General features: G+C 37.1%; 20 protein-coding genes. 8 read left to right on the top strand and 12 right to left on the bottom strand.

Features of this window, described 5'->3' with window-relative positions; translation table 11 throughout:
• Positions 1-141 precede the first annotated feature (141 nt).
• Together ACM46_RS15740 and ACM46_RS15745 are read left to right on the top strand one after the other, a co-directional pair.
• Positions 142-642 (top strand): GNAT family N-acetyltransferase, encoded by a 501-nt coding sequence (locus tag ACM46_RS15740; RefSeq protein WP_048507638.1) that lies wholly within the window; start codon positions 142-144, stop codon positions 640-642.
• A gap of 9 nt (positions 643-651) precedes the next feature.
• Complete coding sequence (locus tag ACM46_RS15745; RefSeq protein WP_048507639.1) at positions 652-1,197, top strand: hypothetical protein; 546 nt, start codon at positions 652-654, stop codon at positions 1,195-1,197.
• Positions 1,198-1,378: 181 nt separating this feature from the next.
• Here ACM46_RS15745 and ACM46_RS15750 read toward each other — a convergent pair whose 3' ends face one another.
• The 10 genes from ACM46_RS15750 to ACM46_RS15795 all read right to left on the bottom strand — a co-directional run bounded on the left by ACM46_RS15750 (position 1,379) and on the right by ACM46_RS15795 (position 12,267).
• On the bottom strand, positions 1,379-1,867 hold the full coding sequence (locus tag ACM46_RS15750) for a hypothetical protein (RefSeq protein ID WP_048507640.1): 489 nt from the start codon (positions 1,865-1,867) through the stop codon (positions 1,379-1,381).
• An 11-nt stretch (positions 1,868-1,878) separates the two neighbouring features.
• Entirely contained in the window at positions 1,879-2,706 is an 828-nt protein-coding gene (locus ACM46_RS15755; protein WP_048507641.1) for a GLPGLI family protein, read from the bottom strand.
• Between the two features lie 238 nt (positions 2,707-2,944).
• Positions 2,945-4,303 carry an MATE family efflux transporter gene (locus ACM46_RS15760; protein ID WP_048507642.1) on the bottom strand — a complete coding sequence of 453 codons (1,359 nt, stop codon included), beginning with the start codon at positions 4,301-4,303 and terminating at the stop codon, positions 2,945-2,947.
• A gap of 104 nt (positions 4,304-4,407) precedes the next feature.
• Positions 4,408-5,592, bottom strand: a complete 1,185-nt coding sequence (locus tag ACM46_RS15765; protein WP_048507643.1) for a sigma-54-dependent transcriptional regulator — start codon at positions 5,590-5,592, stop codon at positions 4,408-4,410.
• Positions 5,593-5,648: 56 nt separating this feature from the next.
• Positions 5,649-6,308 carry a YggS family pyridoxal phosphate-dependent enzyme gene (locus ACM46_RS15770; RefSeq protein ID WP_048507644.1) on the bottom strand — a complete coding sequence of 220 codons (660 nt, stop codon included), beginning with the start codon at positions 6,306-6,308 and terminating at the stop codon, positions 5,649-5,651.
• A gap of 164 nt (positions 6,309-6,472) precedes the next feature.
• Positions 6,473-7,345 (bottom strand): polysaccharide deacetylase family protein, encoded by an 873-nt coding sequence (locus ACM46_RS15775; protein ID WP_048507645.1) that lies wholly within the window; start codon positions 7,343-7,345, stop codon positions 6,473-6,475.
• A gap of 439 nt (positions 7,346-7,784) precedes the next feature.
• Positions 7,785-10,655, bottom strand: a complete 2,871-nt coding sequence (locus ACM46_RS15780) for a heavy metal translocating P-type ATPase (RefSeq protein WP_048507646.1) — start codon at positions 10,653-10,655, stop codon at positions 7,785-7,787.
• A 278-nt stretch (positions 10,656-10,933) separates the two neighbouring features.
• On the bottom strand, positions 10,934-11,494 hold the full coding sequence (locus tag ACM46_RS15785) for a helix-turn-helix domain-containing protein (RefSeq protein ID WP_048507647.1): 561 nt from the start codon (positions 11,492-11,494) through the stop codon (positions 10,934-10,936).
• Entirely contained in the window at positions 11,491-11,883 is a 393-nt protein-coding gene (locus ACM46_RS15790) for an acyl-CoA thioesterase (RefSeq protein WP_034727696.1), read from the bottom strand. The genes ACM46_RS15785 and ACM46_RS15790 overlap by 4 nt, the downstream gene beginning before the upstream one ends.
• A gap of 180 nt (positions 11,884-12,063) precedes the next feature.
• On the bottom strand, positions 12,064-12,267 hold the full coding sequence (locus tag ACM46_RS15795) for a helix-turn-helix domain-containing protein (RefSeq protein WP_048507648.1): 204 nt from the start codon (positions 12,265-12,267) through the stop codon (positions 12,064-12,066).
• Between the two features lie 421 nt (positions 12,268-12,688).
• Here ACM46_RS15795 and ACM46_RS15800 point away from each other — a divergent pair, with 421 nt between their 5' ends.
• Complete coding sequence (locus tag ACM46_RS15800; RefSeq protein WP_048507649.1) at positions 12,689-13,051, top strand: RNA recognition motif domain-containing protein; 363 nt, start codon at positions 12,689-12,691, stop codon at positions 13,049-13,051.
• A 182-nt stretch (positions 13,052-13,233) separates the two neighbouring features.
• Here the strand turns inward: ACM46_RS15800 and ACM46_RS15805 are convergent, their stop codons facing one another.
• Positions 13,234-13,722, bottom strand: coding sequence for a BlaI/MecI/CopY family transcriptional regulator (locus tag ACM46_RS15805; protein WP_048507650.1), 489 nt, complete (start codon positions 13,720-13,722; stop codon positions 13,234-13,236).
• A 9-nt stretch (positions 13,723-13,731) separates the two neighbouring features.
• Entirely contained in the window at positions 13,732-14,334 is a 603-nt protein-coding gene (locus ACM46_RS15810; RefSeq protein WP_048507651.1) for a phosphatase PAP2 family protein, read from the bottom strand.
• A 125-nt stretch (positions 14,335-14,459) separates the two neighbouring features.
• On the opposite strand from ACM46_RS15810, the gene pdhA reads away from it, so the two are divergent.
• From pdhA to radC, 5 genes are all read left to right on the top strand, one after another.
• Complete coding sequence (gene pdhA / locus ACM46_RS15815) at positions 14,460-15,461, top strand: pyruvate dehydrogenase (acetyl-transferring) E1 component subunit alpha (RefSeq protein WP_048507652.1); 1,002 nt, start codon at positions 14,460-14,462, stop codon at positions 15,459-15,461.
• Positions 15,462-15,556: 95 nt separating this feature from the next.
• Complete coding sequence (locus ACM46_RS15820; protein ID WP_048507653.1) at positions 15,557-17,170, top strand: 2-oxo acid dehydrogenase subunit E2; 1,614 nt, start codon at positions 15,557-15,559, stop codon at positions 17,168-17,170.
• 133 nt (positions 17,171-17,303) lie between these two features.
• Positions 17,304-17,972 (top strand): ABC transporter ATP-binding protein, encoded by a 669-nt coding sequence (locus tag ACM46_RS15825; protein ID WP_048507654.1) that lies wholly within the window; start codon positions 17,304-17,306, stop codon positions 17,970-17,972.
• A 13-nt stretch (positions 17,973-17,985) separates the two neighbouring features.
• Positions 17,986-18,564, top strand: a complete 579-nt coding sequence (locus ACM46_RS15830; protein ID WP_241486031.1) for a murein L,D-transpeptidase catalytic domain-containing protein — start codon at positions 17,986-17,988, stop codon at positions 18,562-18,564.
• Between the two features lie 18 nt (positions 18,565-18,582).
• Positions 18,583-19,260 carry a RadC family protein gene (gene radC / locus ACM46_RS15835; RefSeq protein ID WP_048507656.1) on the top strand — a complete coding sequence of 226 codons (678 nt, stop codon included), beginning with the start codon at positions 18,583-18,585 and terminating at the stop codon, positions 19,258-19,260.
• Positions 19,261-19,276 lie beyond the last annotated feature (16 nt).

The raw sequence follows: 19,276 nt of genomic DNA on the forward strand, positions 1-19,276 counted from the left end.
CTTCCTAAAAAATAAATAGCAGCTTCCATTCTCCCTCTTCCAGTTCCCATCCTCAATTAATTGCAATTATTGACCGGATTTCTACTCATAAAAACATTATCCTCCGTATTTTTGCACAGATATAAAATCGGAAACTACAAAATGAATGACCTGCAATTCAGGGATGCTGACCTGAAAGATTTAGAAAAAATAGTGGAGATCTACAATTCTACCATTCCGTCCAGGATGGTGACCGCAGATACCGAAAATGTGTCTGTAGAAAGCAGAAAAGAATGGTTTGAGGAGCACAATCCTGAAACAAGACCGCTTTGGATTATTGAAAATGATCATGAAACAGTAGGATGGGTAAGCTTTTCTTCATTTTATGGAAGGCCCGCATACAACGGAACCGTTGAAATGAGTATTTATCTGGACGAATCCTGCAGAGGAAAAGGCTTTGGTAAAAAAGTGATGGAGTATTGTATTGACCGCGCACCCGGTTTAGGAATAAAAACGCTTCTCGGATTTATCTTTTCTCATAATGAAGCGAGTTTGAAACTCTTCAGGCATTTCGGATTTGAAGTATGGGGAATGTTTCCCGATGTGGCCGTTCTGGATGAGGTGGAAAGGAGCTTGACGATTTTAGGAAAAAGGGTAGGATAGGTTGATACAATGAAAGAATTATTTGCGATTTTATCCATTGTAATGTTTGTGGCTAAAGGAAATGCCCAAACAGAAAATATCAATAGTGGGAAATATCACCCGGCAAAGGAACATTTTGAAACTGAGTACCGTAAACAGGAATATCCCCAATATTCAAGATCTCAGATCAAGGTGGAAAAAGATAGGATTGTTATTGATATTGTTAAAGTTATTGAGTTTTCAAAATATTTAGATGAAAGATTTAAATTGATTTTTGCAAACGGATTATTAGACCCTGTAAGAATTAATGGAAATCCGGTTTTAAAAATAACGGATATGGATGAATTACTCTTATTGAATCCAAATCCTCAAACCAAGAGATTTAAATTTTGGAGTTTTCCTCAAAATAAAAATGCTGAAAAAGATAGTATTGAATATCTTCTTAGAGGTAAGGTGAATCCCAATGAATATTATTTTGAACTTCAAAATGAAAATGCAGATGAAAATACAGGTTTTAAAGAATTTGTAGAAGGAGCAAAGCTTTCTTATCTGGCGTATGGAGGAATTATCCTTTAACTTGCTTTAACTTATAATGTCTTCTTAGACTTGAGCAATAAAAATGATGTGGGTAGAGAGAAGTTAGAAGCTGCTGTTATCCTTGTCAAGGTTTTAAACCTTGACAAGGATAATTTAAAATGAATTTCGCGAAGTTGGAGACTTCGCGAAATTCGTAAGGAATGGATCAAATTCTTTTAATCTATTCCGGATATTTTAAATCGATAAGTTTAGCTCTATACTCCTTCAGATTTTTGAGAATTTCATTTAAATCTTTATCTTTATTCAGGATTACAATACCATGATAAATAGGATAGTCATTTATACTTAGATCAAATTTGCTGAGTGATTCGTTGGATGCTTTTGTAGTTGATTTTATATAATCAGCTAAAAGAAAAATGAGATTAATATTGGGTTCAGACTCATAAAAAGGTAAATAATCTTTTTCTTCATGAATGTCAAAAAAATCCCTTATTGTCAATCTTAAATAGTCTTCAATGGCTAAAATTGCAAGCTTGTATATGGACTCATATTCCTTTTTATCATCCAATGAGCCCCACCAATCTATTGCTAATTCATTTCCTCTGAAATATATTATTGCTTTATTTAAGCCTTCAATAATGATTTCTAATCTTCTAAATGTAGGATCGAAGAGAGCATGTCTTCGTAATTCTTCTATACTTAAATCCATTTTTAAAGAAGTTACTTACTTTTAAAAGCAGGTTCTTTATCTTTTTCAATATAAATGTAGCGACTTTTTATACCGTTCTGAAGCATGGATTTCTTTTTATTAAGCTCTTCAATCGTTTCTATACTTTCGTTCTTGAAAGAGGTTTTCTGGCCATTTTTTATACCTTCCGCCATCATCCTCGTGGGATTTTCGTAAATGTCCTCGATATACTTATTGAATTTCTCGTTGGAAATAGGAATGGCAGACTTTCCATAGTGAGTTTCGACAAAATCTTTGGTATCGTATTCGGTGCTTAGCTTTTTATTGCTGATCAGCTTATAGATAAAATTTTTATCGGTGTCTTCCAGAATAAAGATCAGACCCGGAAGTCCTCTGAATTTGTAAGGACCTTCTTTAATATTCACTTCATTACAAAACCAGGCATTCCATGTTCTGCCTCCGAAATCGGTAGTGGCTTTTTGAAGTTTATAGCCGTTATATTGTTGTGTTTCCTGAAGCAGTTTCCAGTTCATTTCGTCATTGGTATTCACTACAAAATAGTCGAAAAAATCTCTGTACCATTTGTTTTTAGACGAATTGGGAGCTCTTTCGATTACCTGGTCTGTTTTGGTACTGTATCTTGAAACAGATCTGTTTGCGTTTTTATTGATGGAATCATATTCTGCAAACGTTTGATCATAGAATTTTACTGATTTTGGGCTGATGTCGAGATTCATAAGATTCCGTCTGTAATCTTCAGAAGCATCTTTTCTGTACTGAAGTTCATAAGTAAATCTATTGGTTTGCGCTTGATAAAATGATCCTGCATATAAGGCAAGCAGGAATATAATTTTTTTCATGATTCTATTGACTCTGTTTAATAATGGGCCAAAAATAGTGAAATATAATAAACAAACCAGCGCGGAGTCGAAGACTCCGCGCTGGTTTTTCAGCTATTCTTTTAAAAAAAATCGAAATGTCTGAAGTTCGAAGACGCAAGTGGTTCAGCCTTAGGAACAATTATATTTTTATTTTAATTGTTGATTAATTTAACCAAACCATCAGAAATATAAATGTCCAATAGTAGCTTCCATCCTCCTAATTCTGCTTAATTCTCTTCGCAGACATATTTAAAAATCGTTTCACCAGGAAAACCGCAGAAACGGTAAGTCCCAGTCCTAAAGCAATCCACATTCCGAATGCACCCATTTTCAGAGTAACACACAGAAAATAACCCAGTGGAATTGTAATGATCCAGTAAGCAATGAAAGTATAAATGGAGGGAATTTTCACATCCTGAAGCCCTCTCAGCATTCCTAAAGCGGTAACCTGAATTCCATCCGATAGCTGGAATAATGCGGCAATAACCATTAATTTGGAAGCCAGCGTAATTACTTCCACTTCCTCTTTTTTAGTAAAGAAAGTCGGAAGTATGTTTCTGCCCAGAATGAAGACCAGACCGCAGATACACATGAAAATAAAGGCAATTTTAAGGTTATTGATTCCTACTTTTCGCAGTTCAACAAAATTCTGCTCACCCAATTTTCTTCCGATCATTACCGTAGAAGCCACACTGAATCCTACACACAGGTTGAAGGTAAATGAAGCCATACTCAATGCAATCTGGTGAGAAGCAATATCGTGCGCTGAAATTAAACCACAGATAAATGCAGCCCCTGCAAAAGCAGTTACTTCAAAGAACATCTGTAAAGCCGTTGGCAGACCCAATTTCACCATTTTATCAAACATACTTCTGGAGAAAACCTGGATTTTTAATGAAAAATCTTTAATATATCGTCTTGTCTTTTTCTCTTTTACCAATACCACATAAAGGAATACTACCATGAAAATTCTCGAGATCAATGTTGCTAAGGCTGAGCCTTTTACGCCCATTTCAGGGAAAATCCATAGCCCTTTGATGAAAACATAGTTCAGAACAATATTAATGATGTTGGCAATAATTGTTGCTTTGGTAACGCCTATGGTGTAAGAAAGACCTTCGGAAACTTCACGAAGAGTCTGAAATGCCATAAACGGAATCATGCTGATCGCCATAATACCGAGGAAATCCACTGTATTAGGGATAATTTTGGCAGGCTGCCCCGAGTGATAGAGCAGAGGCATTCCTAAAAGTAGAACTCCCATTAAAATGATTCCCACAGACATATTGATGACAAATCCGTGGCTGAAAACAGAATTAATTGTTCCATGATCCTGCTTGGAATGAGCCTCCGAAACCAGAGGCGGTATGGCAAACGAAAATCCCAGCGCCAGTACAAATACCGAGAAAAACACAGCATTTCCCAATGAAACTGATGCCAGCGCGTCTGCACCTAAAAGTTTTCCGACAATAATATTGTCGAACAAATTCACCGAGACCTGCCCCACCTGCGTAAGCATTACAGGAAGAGCCAGAGTCAGGCATTCTTTCGTATAGTTTTTGTTTAAAAAGTTCATAATAGTTTATGATTCATATATAGTTTAATTCTTAAAATCGGGCAAAAAAAAAATTTGCAGTAAGGCTACTGCAAATTTTATAATATATTTAATGTTTAATTACATTATTTCCTTACAAAACTGGCAACATCCTCTTCGGAAACAGTATTTCCGCCAAGAATAATTAATCTTTCCACAACATTTCTAAGTTCTCTGATATTTCCGGTCCATGAAAGAACTTTAAGGGCATCAATAGCTTTATCATCAAACTTTTTCACGGCAGTACCATGCTCATCGGCAATCATACCGGAAAAATGCTCCACTAATAATCTGATGTCATCTTTTCTGTCATCCAATGGGGGAACATAAATTTCAATCACAGAAAGCCTGTGATAAAGATCTTCCCTGAACTTACCTTCTTCAATCTCCTTCTGCATGTTTTTATTCGTTGCTGCAATTACCCTTACATCAACTTTTATTTCTTTGTCGCTTCCTACCGGAGAAACTTTGCTTTCCTGCAATGCTCTCAATACTTTAGCCTGGGCAATAAGACTCATATCTCCAATTTCATCCAAAAAGATGGTACCACCGTTGGCCTGTTCAAATTTCCCCTGCTTGTCTTTGATAGCACCGGTAAAAGAACCTTTTACATGTCCGAAAAGTTCAGATTCAATAAGCTCGGAAGGAATAGCCGCACAGTTGACTTCAACCATCGGGCCTCTGGCACGTTCACTTTGATTGTGGATGGCATGTGCTACCAATTCTTTTCCTGCACCGTTTGGTCCTGTAATCAGAACTCGGGCGTCAGAAGCAGCTACCTTTTCGATCATATCCTGGATTTTTTTCAATGCAGGAGAATCTCCGATCATCTGATATTTTTTGTTAACCTTTCTTTTTAAGGTTTTATTTTCAGTTTGAAGGTTTTTATTTTCCTTTTTCAGACTTTCTTTAGCCAAAGCATTTTTTACGCTTGTAATCAGCCTGTTGATATCGATAGGTTTGGAAATAAAGTCGTATGCACCTTCCTTCAGGCAGGAAACAGCAGAGTCTATATCCGCGTGACCTGAGATCATGATGAATGTGCTTTCAGGTTTTAAGACCATACTTTGTTTCAAAAGTTCGGTTCCTGAAAGTTTAGGCATCTTGATATCGGAGATCACCAATGCGAAATCTTCTTTTTCTATCTGTTTGTAGCCTTCCAGGCCATCTTCAGCGATAACAAATTCGTAATCGGTAAGTTCATCAGAAAGAATACTGTGTAATACTCCCGAGATTGCTTTTTCGTCTTCTACAATAAGGATTTTTTGCATAGTTGCAAATTTAGATTTTTTGATTCAATTATTAGCAAAAACTATACCTAAATATACTATTTTGAATAGTCTCTTCTGCCGAAAATAGCAGATCCCACCCTTACGGAATTGGCACCGCATTCAATGGCAGCCGGGAAATCATCACTCATTCCCATAGATAAGGTTTCTAATGTTTTTAATTGATTCAATTCATCAAAAAGTCCTTTTAACAGTAAGAATTCTTCTTTTACCTGTTCTTTATCGTCCGTAAATGTTGCCATTCCCATCAGTCCCGTGATGTGAATGTTTGAAAATTTTCCATCCACATAGTCTTTGAACAAAGCTTTTGCTTCAGCTATTTCAAGCCCGAATTTACTTTCTTCAGCGGCGATTTTTACCTGGAGAAGTACCTTTATGGTTCTGTTGTTTTTGCCCGCTTCCTTGCTGATTTCTGAAAGAAGTTTTTCTGAGTCCACACTCTGGATTGTATCTATAAACGGAGCAATATACTTTACTTTATTCGTCTGCAGATGCCCTATAAGATGCCATTGAATATCCTGGGGCAGGACAGGGTACTTTTCCATAAGTTCCTGAACCTTATTTTCCCCAAAGATTTTCTGGCCAAAATGATATACTTCCAGAACAGCTTCTGCCGGATGTGTTTTAGAAACTGCTACCAGTTGTACTCCCGCCGGAAGCTGATTTTTTATTGCGTTGTAATTTTCTTTACGATTCATAAATGCAAATTTCTGAATTTTAAAAGCAAAAAACTAATGAATCTGTAAAATTGTTGTTGACAATTGCTGGTTTGTATTTATTGGTTGCTAGTTGTCAGTTTAACATCAGTGTAATTTATTCCAATTGTTACACTGTTAGATTACTAGATTGTTACATTATTATATCAATTCAAAATCTCATTGATTTTCGGATACTGCGAGATCTTTCTAAACACAAATTTGTTGCTTTTCTGCAGTTTCTCAATAAACATATCAAGTTCGTTGATGGAATCCGCATCTCTGAGGTATTGATCGTGGGTAAGGAACACCAGATGCCTTGATGTTTTTTCCAGATCATTTAAAAATATGCTGTCTACTTTTTTAATCATAGCTTCATGGCTGCCTTTCAGAGTCATTTTTTGGGAAGGTCTCCATTCAAGATCCCAGCCGATTACTTTGTAGCCTGCTTTTTTAAGTCCGTTGGCAGCTTCTGCGGAACTTTTGATATCGGTAACATCAATATTGTTCAGTCTCCAGATATTTCTTCCCGGTGTTCTTGCTATTTTATCATAAAGTTTAAGGCTGTCTTTCGCAATATCAAAATCGTGAACTACGGCATCAGCATTTTTGTAAAAATCAGTGTATTTGTTATGGGCGTGTGTAAAGCTGTGATTAGCCAGCTCAATCAGAGGATTGTTTCTTAAAAGATCAAGATCATCCTTTTGTCTCTTGCTTCCATAGGCATGCTTTCCTACCAGAAATGCAGTAGCACAAACGTTTCTTTTGTTTAAGATTTTAAGAAGGTTTTCCGTTCCCTGATTAGGGCCGTCATCGAAGGTAAGGTAGATAATTCTTTTATCGGTTTCTACACTTTCATCATCTATTTTTATTTTGGGGACCGTTTCTACGGTGGGATGTTCGTGAGAAGTTATTTTTTCAAACTCTTTCACGTCAGTTTTGCTGTTACAGCTGTTGAAAATAATTGAAGCCGCACTCACCAATGCAGTCATCCCAAGAAAAGCCTTTTTTTGTGACTTTTCCCCAAATAAATTTTTCATAAAGATAATGGAAGTTTAAATTGTTAAAAATCGTTAAAATATTGCTAAAATATTAACAAATTATATGCCAGTATTTGTTAATATTTTGATTTTTAATTTTATTTTAAGGTCTTTATTTAAAGATGTATTATCGAAAGAAGTGTTATTTGAATATTATGTTTTGTTATTACTTTGTTTTAACATTTAAAAATGCCGAATCGATGCTTATTTTCTATTGAGATTGAAGTTTCGCTATTCTTCCTTTACCGGGGAATTATTTTCTACAGCCAGTTTTTAGGAAGAAATTACGGTGTAGAAAAATAAGTCTGTCGAAATTGAAAATGTAAAATGGGTTCTTTATAACAAGAAGAAAGTCTTTACTTCAGATGTTTCCGGCGCTTATTGCAAATTCCGGGCATCCAATGTAAAGACTTCTTTATTTCTTTATCTGAGGCGTCTCTTATCTTACATCTGCATCGAGATCAACAGAGTTTAATCTTAATGAATTGAGAATCACAGAAAGTGAGCTGACACTCATTGCTGCCGCCGCAATCATAGGGGATAATAAGATTCCGAAGAAAGGATACAGTAATCCTGCTGCTACCGGAATACCTAATACATTATAAATAAAGGCAAAAAACAGATTCTCTTTGATGTTTTTAAGGAGCTTCTCGCTCAGTAATTTTGCTTTTGCCACTCCTAAAATATCACCTTTTAACAGGGTAATCTCTGCGCTTTCCATAGCAACATCAGTTCCTGTTCCCATTGCAATACCAACGTCTGACTGTGCTAAGGCAGGGGAGTCGTTGATTCCGTCTCCGGTCATGGCTACAATCTTGCCTTGCTGCTGAAGTTTTTTAACCTCATTCAACTTATCTTCCGGAAGGCATCCTGCTTTATAATGTTTGATTCCCAGTTCTTCAGCAACTGCTTTGGCAGTATGTTCGTTGTCTCCGGTCATCATCATCACATCAATTCCTTCCTTCATCAGGCGCTGAACAGCTTTTTTGGAAGTGTCTTTAATTTTATCCGTAAAGCTTATGAATCCTAATACTGTTTTGTCCTGTGCGATATAAGATATGGTATGTGCTTTTGACTGTACTTCTACTGCTTTTGCCTTTAATTCCTGAGGAATCGACAGATTATTGGAGGTAAGAAGCCCTTCGTTTCCTAAATAAACGGTTTTTCCGTTGATATTTCCCTGAACTCCTTTTCCTGAAATATTTTCAAAAAGATCCACTTTTTCAGCCGTTAGGTTTTCATCTTTCGCTCTTTTAATCACCGCGCTGGAAAGAGGATGCTCTGAATTTTGATTTAATGAAAAGGCCAGTTTTAGCAATTCATTTTTATCTCCGTTTCCGGATATTTCAATATGTTCCACAGAAGGTTTTCCTTCAGTTAAAGTTCCTGTTTTATCGGTAATCAGTACATTTACTTTATGCATCTGCTCCAAAGCTTCTGCATTTTTGATCAGAATTCCGCTTTTGGCTCCTTTTCCGATTCCTACCATCAGTGACATTGGAGTTGCCAGCCCGAGCGCACATGGACAGGCCACAATTAGAACGGCAACTGCATTCACGAATGCAAATAAGCTTCTTTTTCCTTCCGGCCCGAAAAACTGCCATAGAACGAAAGTAAGAACAGCGATCAGGATTACGATTGGAACGAAGACTTTAGAAACTTTGTCGGTAAGCTTCTGAATAGGAGCTCTGCTTCGGCTGGCTTCGTTCACCATTTTGATAATCTGCGAAAGAAGGGTTTCATCACCTACTTTTTCGGCTTTCATGATGAATACCTTGTTTCCGTTGAGCGTTCCCGAAGAAACTTTGTCATCTATATTTTTTTCTACCGGAACGGGCTCTCCTGTGATCATACTCTCATCTACCAAAGAGCTTCCTTCCGTGATTTTTCCGTCAACAGGAATTTTTTCACCCGGTTTTACTTTCAGCAGATCTCCGATTTTCACCTGGGAGAGCAATACTCTTTTTTCCTCTCCGTTGATCATCAGATTGGCTTCATCGGGAGACAGATTCATCAGTTCTTTAATGGCATTCCCTGTTTTTTTATGAGCGGCAGCTTCCATCAGCTGTCCTAAAATGACAAGCGTCAGGATAACACAGACCGCCTCAAAATACAAGGGTATTTCATGATTATGTCCTCTGATTTCATGAGGAATAATGTCCGGAAATATTAAGGCTGCAATGCTGAATATGAATGCTGCGGCTACCCCTAAAGCAATCAGGCTGAACATATTTAAATTCCAGGTTTTAAAAGAAACCCAGCCTCTTTTTAACAGAAACCATCCTGAATAGAACATCACCGGAATAGTAAGAGCCAGCTCCATGAATCCCTGAATAGTGTGGGAAAAAGGAAAGTTGATGAACATTCCCCCCATCGAAAGGATAAAAACCGGGATGGTAAAGGCAACGGAAATAATGAATTTCCTCTTTAAATTATTATATGTTTCATCTTCCTCGTCATCACCGCTGTCAGGCATTCTTACGAGGTCCATTCCGCAGATTGGGCAGTCTCCCGGTTCATCACGGATGATTTCCGGATGCATAGGACAGGTATATTTTGCCGTTTTCTTTTCGGGATATTTTACGAGATCCATTCCACAGACAGGGCAGCCTACGTTGGAATCGTAAGTTTTGTCTCCTTCGCAGTACATTGGGCAGTAATATTTTCCGGCCATGTCATCTGTGACTTTCGGAGCTTCATGATGGTGGCTGCGATCATGATGATGGGAATGGCTATGATTGTGAGCATGCTGATGATTCTGAAGAGAACCGGCTTTTACCAGATCTTCAGTAATTTCCTCGAGATGCATGTGGCAAACAGGACAGTCTCCTTTTTCGTCATAAACTTTATCTCCTTCACAAAACATCGGGCAATAGTACTTTCCTATACTGTCTTTAAAGTTTTCCGGAAGATGGGTTGAAGAATAAGTGGGTTTATGATCTGGATTTTTGGCATGTTTTTCTTCGATGGGAACCAGATACATTTTGCAGACAGGACATCTTTCACCCTGTTTAAAATATACTTTTTCGCCCTCGCATTCCATCGGGCAATAATAAACAGAAGAAGGTGAAACCCGGTCCTGAGGTTTTACAAATGCAGTTTCAGGTTTTTTAGGATCTTCCAGCTTGTATTTACCTCCCAAAGCATCATTTAAAACTGAAAGTTCGATTTCCTTATCGGAAGTGATGGTTGCTGTATTGTTTTCCAGATTGACATCGGCTGTTACTCCCTCAATACTGTTGAGTTTTTCAGAAATTTTTTTCTGACAACCGGAGCATGTCATTCCGAGTATATTATATTGTCTGTTCATGATCCTTGAATTTATAGTACAAATATCCAAAATGGATAAGTAAAGCTGTTATAAATTTAAGGATAATAGTTATAGAATTTTGCCTGCGAGTGTGTTTGAGAGTTTGAGGGTAGGAGTGTTTGAGGGTGGGAAGGTTTGAGAGTGGATGTAATTTCGGGAGTTTAAGAGTAATTATTTTTTGATATTGTATGATCATAGCAATCGGTTTGTGCGTTTTAAAACACATTTACGCTCAAGCACTAAAACCCTCCTATACTCAAACCCTAAAACCCTCCGACTCAAAAGCTGTCCAGAGTCTTCCTTTGATGAACTTTCAGTTTTTTGAATTCTGTAGGCGTGAATCCGGTAATGTTCCGGAACTGGGAAGAAAGGTGCTGAACGCTTTTATAACCCAGCTTTCCTGCAATTTCGGTCAGGGTAAATTCATTATAAAGAAGCAGTTCTTTTACTTTTTCAATTTTGTGAAGGATGAAAAACTGTTCCAGGGTAATATTTTCATTTTGAGAAAATGTTTTGGAAAGAGCACTGTAGTCTTTATAAATCTTCGAACTTAAAAATTCGGATAAAAGAAAGTTTTCATCAATATCCAGCTCACTGATCTTGATGATGATCATATTTTTAATTTTATCTACCAGCTGATGGGCAGAATCTTTTATTCTTTCAAAACCGGTTTCAATGAGTTTTCTTTCTATAGACTGCATTTTTTCAGCAGGAACTTCAGTGGCCGTTTCTACTTCACCCAAATTTACAGAATGCAGCGCTAAACCTTCATCGCTGAAGATTTTTTCCACTGCGGCAATGCAGCGGTTACACACCATGTTTTTAATGAATATTTTCATGGTTTGCTCAGTCTGTCTTTTACAAATTCTATCTGTGTTTTTCCGTGTGGTGCAGGATTTCCTTCACTATCCAGATTTACCATTACGATTTTGTCTACTGTAATGATGGTTTGGTGGGTCATTTTATTTCTTACATCACATTTTAAAGTTACGGATGAAGACCCGAAATGAGTGGCTTCAATACCTATCTCTATAATGTCTCCCTGTTTGGCTGAACTTACGAAATTGATTTCCGAAATGAATTTTGTAACCACTTTTGTGTTCTCCAGCTGAATGATAGCATAGAGCGCTGCTTCTTCGTCAATCCATTGAAGAAGTCTTCCTCCAAAAAGAGAGTGATTAGGGTTCAGGTCTTCGGGTTTTACCCATTTTCTGGTATGGTAGTTCATATTCTGATAATTTGCAGTACAAAGGTAGCGTTAAAAAGCGGTTCAGTCAAGAGAACAGGATATACTAATCCTAAACCAATGATTCATTTTCTCAATCAGTTTTTGAAACTGGTTTTATTTTTTTTACAATGTCTGAAATTTCAGAAAAAAGGGTTGCTATAGAAGGATCGTGAATCTCTTCTATTCCCGGAACTCCAGTATATCACCAGGCTGACAGTCCAAAGCTTTACAAATGGCTTCAAGGGTGCTGAAACGGATGGCTTTCGATTTTCCTGTTTTTAAAATGGAAAGATTGGAGAGGGTAACGTCTACTTTTTCGGAAAGCTCATTCAGAGAGATCTTTCTTTTAGCCATTACAACATCTAGATTTACAATGATAGGCATATGGTACAGGGTTTAAGATGGAGATTTTGTTTTCTGCTGAAAATCTGTTGGTTAAGGAAATAGGTTTTTTCAAAAAGCAAAGAGGCAAGATTATAAGCAGTCATATTAAAATATGGATGGATATGCTGTGGTACAGGGCATTGTAATGGGAAGGTGCTTAGGATTTCCACGTTATTTTATTTTAAAAATGAAAATGTAAATATCAGTAAATATTTATTGAAAAACAATATTTATTAATTGTTATTTAATAATTTATCAGTTTGAATTCAACATAATGTGAGAAATGATGAAAAAAAGTTTTGATTTGAATATTTTAATTGTATCTTGCGTACGTTATATTTGGAATCAATATTTGTTCATTAATTTATGTTGTTTTTCTTTTATATACCAATTTTTTATTAATTTTTTAATTTTATTCAAAATGAACATTTTTGTTTCAAACATCAATTACGCAACTAAAGAATATGAGTTGCATGATCTATTCGCAGAATTCGGTGATGTATCATCCGCTAAAATCGTTACAGACAGAGAAACTGGCCGTTCAAGAGGTTTTGGTTTCGTAGAAATGGGCGATGAAGAAGGAAAGCAAGCTATCGAAGCTCTAAACCAGAAGGAATTCAACGGTAAAACTTTGAACGTATCTGAAGCTAAGCCAAGAGAAGAAAAGCCAAGAAGAAGCTTTGACAACAACAGAGGTGGTGGCTACGGTGGTGGAAACAACAGAGGCGGCGGTTACGGCGGTGGAAACAACCGTGGAGGTAACGGCGGTGGAAATCGTTGGTAAAAAATATAAGGTGGCTTTTTAGCCACTTTTTTATGTAATATTTATCCCTTTCTAAATCATTTAGGAAGGGATAATTTTTTGCAGACATTCTGCTTATTTTTTGAAAGCGATTTATTAAAAAACAGAAACCAATTTTTTTCTGAATTAATAATGAATACTCTGTTTATAGGCAATTCCTGCTCTTAATCTTTTTTCTTCTTTTTCTTTTTTTCTTTGTCCTTATTATCCTTTGCTTTGGCTTTTTTCGTTTTCTTAGGATTTAAGACTTCCTCAGCATATTCAAATTTAGGTTCTTCAACTTTTGCCGGGATGATTTCAATTTTAAGGTCAAAATAGTTTTTAAGATCATCCTGAGAGATTAAATTCTCGTTAAACAGAAATTCAAGAATATCCTTCCCCGAATCGTTGTAGAAATTATGGGCAAGTTCTTTCAAAAGAAACTTTCTGTACTCCTCCAGTGGAACAATCACTGTATATTTAAAAATCCTTCCTTCTTTTTGAGTCGTGATATAGCCTTTTTCCACTAAAATCTTCAGATAAGTGGAAACTGTATTTTGGTGTGGTTTAGGTTCAGGATGCTGTTCCATAATATCTTTAAGATAAAATGATTCAAGTTTCCAAAACAGCTTCATGAAATTCTCTTCGGCAGCAGTAAGATGATTTATTTTCATAGAATATTCTTAATGTTGAAATTGTATATTGCAATAAAGATAGATAAAAGATACCAGAAATGCTATTCCGGCACCCATAAATACTTCCTTTATCGTGTGTCTTTTTAAAATAACGCGTGTAACTCCCACTAAAGCAGCAATTCCCAGCCAGATTAATCCGGCTTCCCAATTCAGAGTGAAAAACAACGCTGCGACAAATACATTGAAGGCGGTATGCATTGAACTTTTAATGAAAAAATTACTTATCTGCATCGTGAAAATAAGGATCAGAATAAAAAGCATAACCAGATCTATATATCCGTTTTGAAAATAATTGAAAACAAGATAAGCAACAACGGAAGCGGCGATAAATATATAAAGGGTTTTTCTTTGCACACGGTCTGAAACATCCATATTGGTATATCTCCCGGTTTTCACATTCCATACGAGCCAGATTACCACGGGGATGATAATAAGTAATAAGATAGGTGCAAAATAAAGAAGAGATTCTTTCAGGGAATACTCTTTTACACTCATATAAATAAAAAATATAAATAAAGAAACCAGCGGGTTGAAAAAATCTGAGATCACTTTTGAGATTTTATGCAGTAGTAAAGACTGTTTTTCTTCCATGTTTAAGTTTAAAATTCAAATATAACACTATAAGCAAAAAAACAATTAGTATCTATACGATAAAAACAAAGTTTTTTTTATAATTTTGCTCAAATATTTCATCATAAAAAAGCAAGAGCTAACACATGAAAGAATTTTCTAAAGAGGTATACCTGAAGTGGTATGAAGATATGACAATGTGGAGAAGGTTTGAAGACAAATGCCGTTCTCTTTATCTAAAACAAAAGATCAGAGGTTTTTTACATTTGTATAATGGCCAGGAAGCTATTCCTGCCGGCTTCGCACATGCAATGGATTTAACGAAGGACAGTATGATTACTGCTTACAGATGCCACATCCATCCAATGGCGATGGGAGTAGATCCTAAGAGAATCATGGCTGAACTTTGCGGTAAAGCTACCGGAACATCCGGAGGTATGGGTGGTTCTATGCACATTTTCAGTAAAGAACACCGTTTTTACGGAGGACACGGTATTGTAGGAGGACAGATCCCTTTGGGAGCCGGAATTGCTTTTGCAGATAAGTATTTTGACAGAAAAGCTGTAAACATCTGCTTCTTCGGAGACGGAGCTGCGAGACAGGGATCGCTTCATGAAACTTTCAATATGGCGATGAACTGGAAGCTTCCGGTAGTATTTGTAGTTGAAAACAACCAGTATGCTATGGGAACGTCTGTAAAAAGAACAGCCAACCATGAAGATATCTACAAATTAGGATTAGGGTACGAGATGCCTTGCCTTGCCGTAGATGCCATGGACCCTGAAAAAGTAGCTGAAGCAGCTTATGAAGCTATAGAAAGAGCGAGAAGAGGAGACGGGCCTACATTCATTGAAGCAAGAACTTACCGTTACAGAGGACACTCTATGTCTGATGCTGAGCCTTACAGAAGTAAGGAAGAAGTAGCGATTCATAAGAATGATGACCCTATGGAACTGGTAAAACACAGAATCCTGGAAAACGGATGGGCTACAGAAGCTGAATTGGAAGCTGTAGACAACAAGTCAAGAGATTTTGTAGAAGAATGTATCGAATTTATGGAAAACTCTCCATATCCTGATCCGGACAAGATCTACGAATATGTGTACGCTCAGGAAAACTACCCGTTCTTAGATAAATTAGAAAAATAAAATAATTTGCTGATTCGATGATAGATGATGTGGCCATTCTATGTTCACTGTTCTTATCATCACATCATCACATTAACAAATTAACACAATAAATTATGGCAGAAGTAATTACGATGCCCCGACTTTCCGACACTATGACGGAAGGTAAAGTGGCGAAATGGCATAAAAAAGTAGGAGATAAAGTAAAAGAAGGAGATATTTTAGCCGAAATTGAAACAGATAAAGCTGTTCAGGATTTCGAATCTGAAATAAACGGAACTCTTTTATACATTGGTGTAGAAGAAGGCGCTGCTGCTGCTGTAGACTCTGTTTTAGCAATTATTGGAAATGAAGGAGAAAATATCTCCGGATTAACCGGTGGGGCTGCTGCTCCGGCTGCAGGAGGTTCTGAAGAGAAAAAATCTGAAGAAGAATCCAAAACAGAAAATAATGCTACCAGTATTGAACAGACCACTGCGGAAGTTCCTGCAGGGGTAGAAATCATTACCATGCCAAGACTTTCTGACACCATGACAGAAGGGAAGGTAGCTAAATGGCACAAAAACGTAGGCGATACAGTAAAAGAAGGAGATCTTCTTGCTGAGATCGAAACAGATAAGGCAGTTCAGGATTTTGAATCTGAATTCAACGGGGTATTGTTGAAGCAGGGTGTAGAAGAAGGAGGTGCTGCTCCGGTAGATTCCGTATTGGCGATCATTGGTCCGGAAGGAACAGATGTTTCTGCAGTAGGCGCTCCAAAAGTTGCTGCTCAATCTTCTGAAAAACCAGCTGAACAGAAAAATGAAGCTAAAGCAGAAGAGAAGCCAGCTCAGGCTGTAAGTTCTTCTTCTTCAGACAGAATTGCAATCTCTCCACTGGCTAAAAAAATGGCTCAGGATAAAGGAGTGGATATCAATAGTATCAACGGTTCAGGAGAAAACGGAAGAATTGTTAAAAAAGATATTGAAAATTATCAGCCGTCTCAGGCAAAAGCTCAGCCTTCTGTTTCTGCTCCTGCAGCGGCTCAGGTTGCATTAAGCTTTGTTCAGGGCGAAGATACGGAAACACCAAACTCTCAGGTTAGAAGTATCATTGCGAAACGTCTTGCTGAAAGTAAGTTCTCTGCTCCTCATTATTATCTGATGGTAGAGATCAATATGGATAAAGCGATTGAAGCCAGAAAAGAAATCAATTCCCTGCCGGATACGAAAATTTCTTTCAATGATATGATTATCAAGGCTACGGCGGTTGCTTTAAGAAAACACCCTCAGGTGAATTCAAGCTGGGCTGGAGATAAAATTATCCACAGAGGAAACATTAATGTAGGGGTGGCAGTAGCTATTCCGGACGGATTAGTGGTTCCAGTATTGAAAAATACAGATCAGATGAATTATACTCAGATCTCTGCTGCGGTAAAAGATATGGCTTCAAGAGCTAAAAACAAAGGTCTTAAAGCTAATGAGATGGAAGGTTCTACTTTCTCGATTTCAAACCTGGGAATGTTCGGAATTGAAACATTTACAAGTATCATCAACCAACCGAATTCTGCAATTCTTTCAGTAGGGGCTATCATTGAAAAGCCAATTGTGAAAGACGGTCAGATTGTAGTAGGAAATATTATGAAACTTTCTTTAGCATGCGATCACAGAGTGGTAGACGGTGCTACAGGAGCTCAGTTCTTACAGACTTTAAAAACATATCTGGAAAGCCCGCTAACTTTGTTACTGTAACAATTCCAGATTGTATCATATTAAAACCTCTCATTTCGGGAGGTTTTTTTATGGACTTTACCCATGATTAAAAAATCGTGTTTTAGTGGGTAAATAATTATGTTTTTATTGGGGTAATTAGTATTTTTGAATCATGATTAGAGCAAGCAATATCCATAAATCTTATGGAAATTTAGAAGTACTGAAAGGAGTAGACATTCATATCAAAACGGGTGAAGTAGTTTCTATTGTAGGCGAGTCCGGTGCGGGTAAGTCTACATTGCTTCAGATCTTAGGAACGCTGGATCACCCCAGTAATTCCAATAAATATAATACAGAAATCAGTATTGCAGGGGAATCTTTCATCAATATGAATGATAAACAGCTCTCAAAATTCAGAAACCAAAATATTGGCTTTGTGTTTCAGTTCCATCAGCTTCTTCCCGAATTTACAGCTCTTGAAAATGTTTTGCTTCCTACAAAAATAGGAGGGGCTAATGAAAAGGAAGCTCTAGAAAAGGCATATGCCTTATTTGAAGATCTCAGAATAGAGGAGAGGCTGAATCATAAGCCTAATCAATTGTCAGGTGGGGAAGCGCAGAGGGTGGCCGTAGCAAGAGCTTTGATCAATTCTCCTAAAATTATTTTTGCTGACGAACCTACAGGAAATCTGGATTCCAAGAATGCAGATGATCTTCACAGGCTATTTTTTGACCTGAGAGATAAATATAACCAGACTTTTGTGATTGTGACCCACAACCCCAATCTGGCTGAAATCACAGATCGAAAGCTGGTGATGAAAGATGGAATGATCGTGGAATAAAAGGCCTACCTTGATGAAAAAAATTATTTTCCTGTTCCTTTTTATTATTTCCTGTGTAAAGGCTGAGCTTCAGGGAGGTGTTTTTTCGGAAGAGATTCCGGAAGCAAAGGTTTTGGAAATAAAAAACTACATTAAGGGAAAAGGTTATAACCAGGATATTGCTATTTTCATTAACTTTAGAATTCCTTCGGGGAAATACAGGTACTTTATTTATGATCTGAAAAATAATAAAGTACTGCAAAAAGCAATTGTTGCTCATGGTTCAGGCTCTGTGGTTCGCAATTCAGAAGCCTTGAAATTCAGTAATACAGAAGGATCATACCAATCTTCACTTGGGAAGTATGAGATCCTTGGGAGTTATATCGGTAAGTTTGGAAAATCTTACCGTCTGAACGGTTTAGATACTACAAACAGTAATGCAATGCAAAGAGCAATAGTATTGCATTCTTTGGGATGTGTTCCGGATAAGGAATCTCATATACCCGCCTGTTTAAGTTTGGGATGTCCAATGCTATCCACCAATGCATTATTACAAACCGCAAAGTATCTGGATACGTCAGAAAAACCGGTGATACTTTATGCATTTTATTAACTTGATAACTTCCAAAATATGACGATAAAATTCCTTGCAGAAGATGACAGACCCAGAGAAAAATTTTTACTGAAAGGTAAGAACTCTCTTTCCGATTCAGAGCTTCTGGCCATTATAATGGGAAGCGGAAGCAGAGATGAAAGTGCGCTGGATCTGGCAAGAAAGATCATGGCATCAGTCAATAACAACTGGCATCAGCTGAGTCTTCTTTCCAGCAAAGATCTCACGAAGTTTAAAGGGGTAGGAGAAGTTAAAGCCATTTCCATTATTGCTGCGTTAGAAATCGGAAGAAGGAGATCTGTTCAGGAAATTCCGTACAAGCCTATCATTTCAAACAGTGATGATGCCTATCTCATTCTTAAAAACCAGCTTTCAGATTTAAGAACAGAGGAATTTTGGGCCATCTTCATGAATCAGAGCAATAAAGTAATCCATATCTCAAAACTTACACAAGGAGGAATCAGCCAATCTGTAGTAGATGTAAGGATTTTATTTAAAACAGCACTAGACCATTTCTCTACAGGAATTATTATTGCCCACAATCATCCATCGGGAAGTCTTAAGCCGAGTAAAGAAGACATTAATATCACAAAAAAAATAAGAGAAGCCGGAGAAACACTTAGCATCCAGCTTTTAGACCATATCATTATTACGCAGGATACATATTTGAGTTTCTCAGATGAAGGATTGTTATGATTAGAAGAGTGAAATA

The sequence above is a fragment of the Chryseobacterium angstadtii genome (assembly GCF_001045465.1).
Classification (GTDB): Bacteria; Bacteroidota; Bacteroidia; order Flavobacteriales; family Weeksellaceae; genus Chryseobacterium; species Chryseobacterium angstadtii.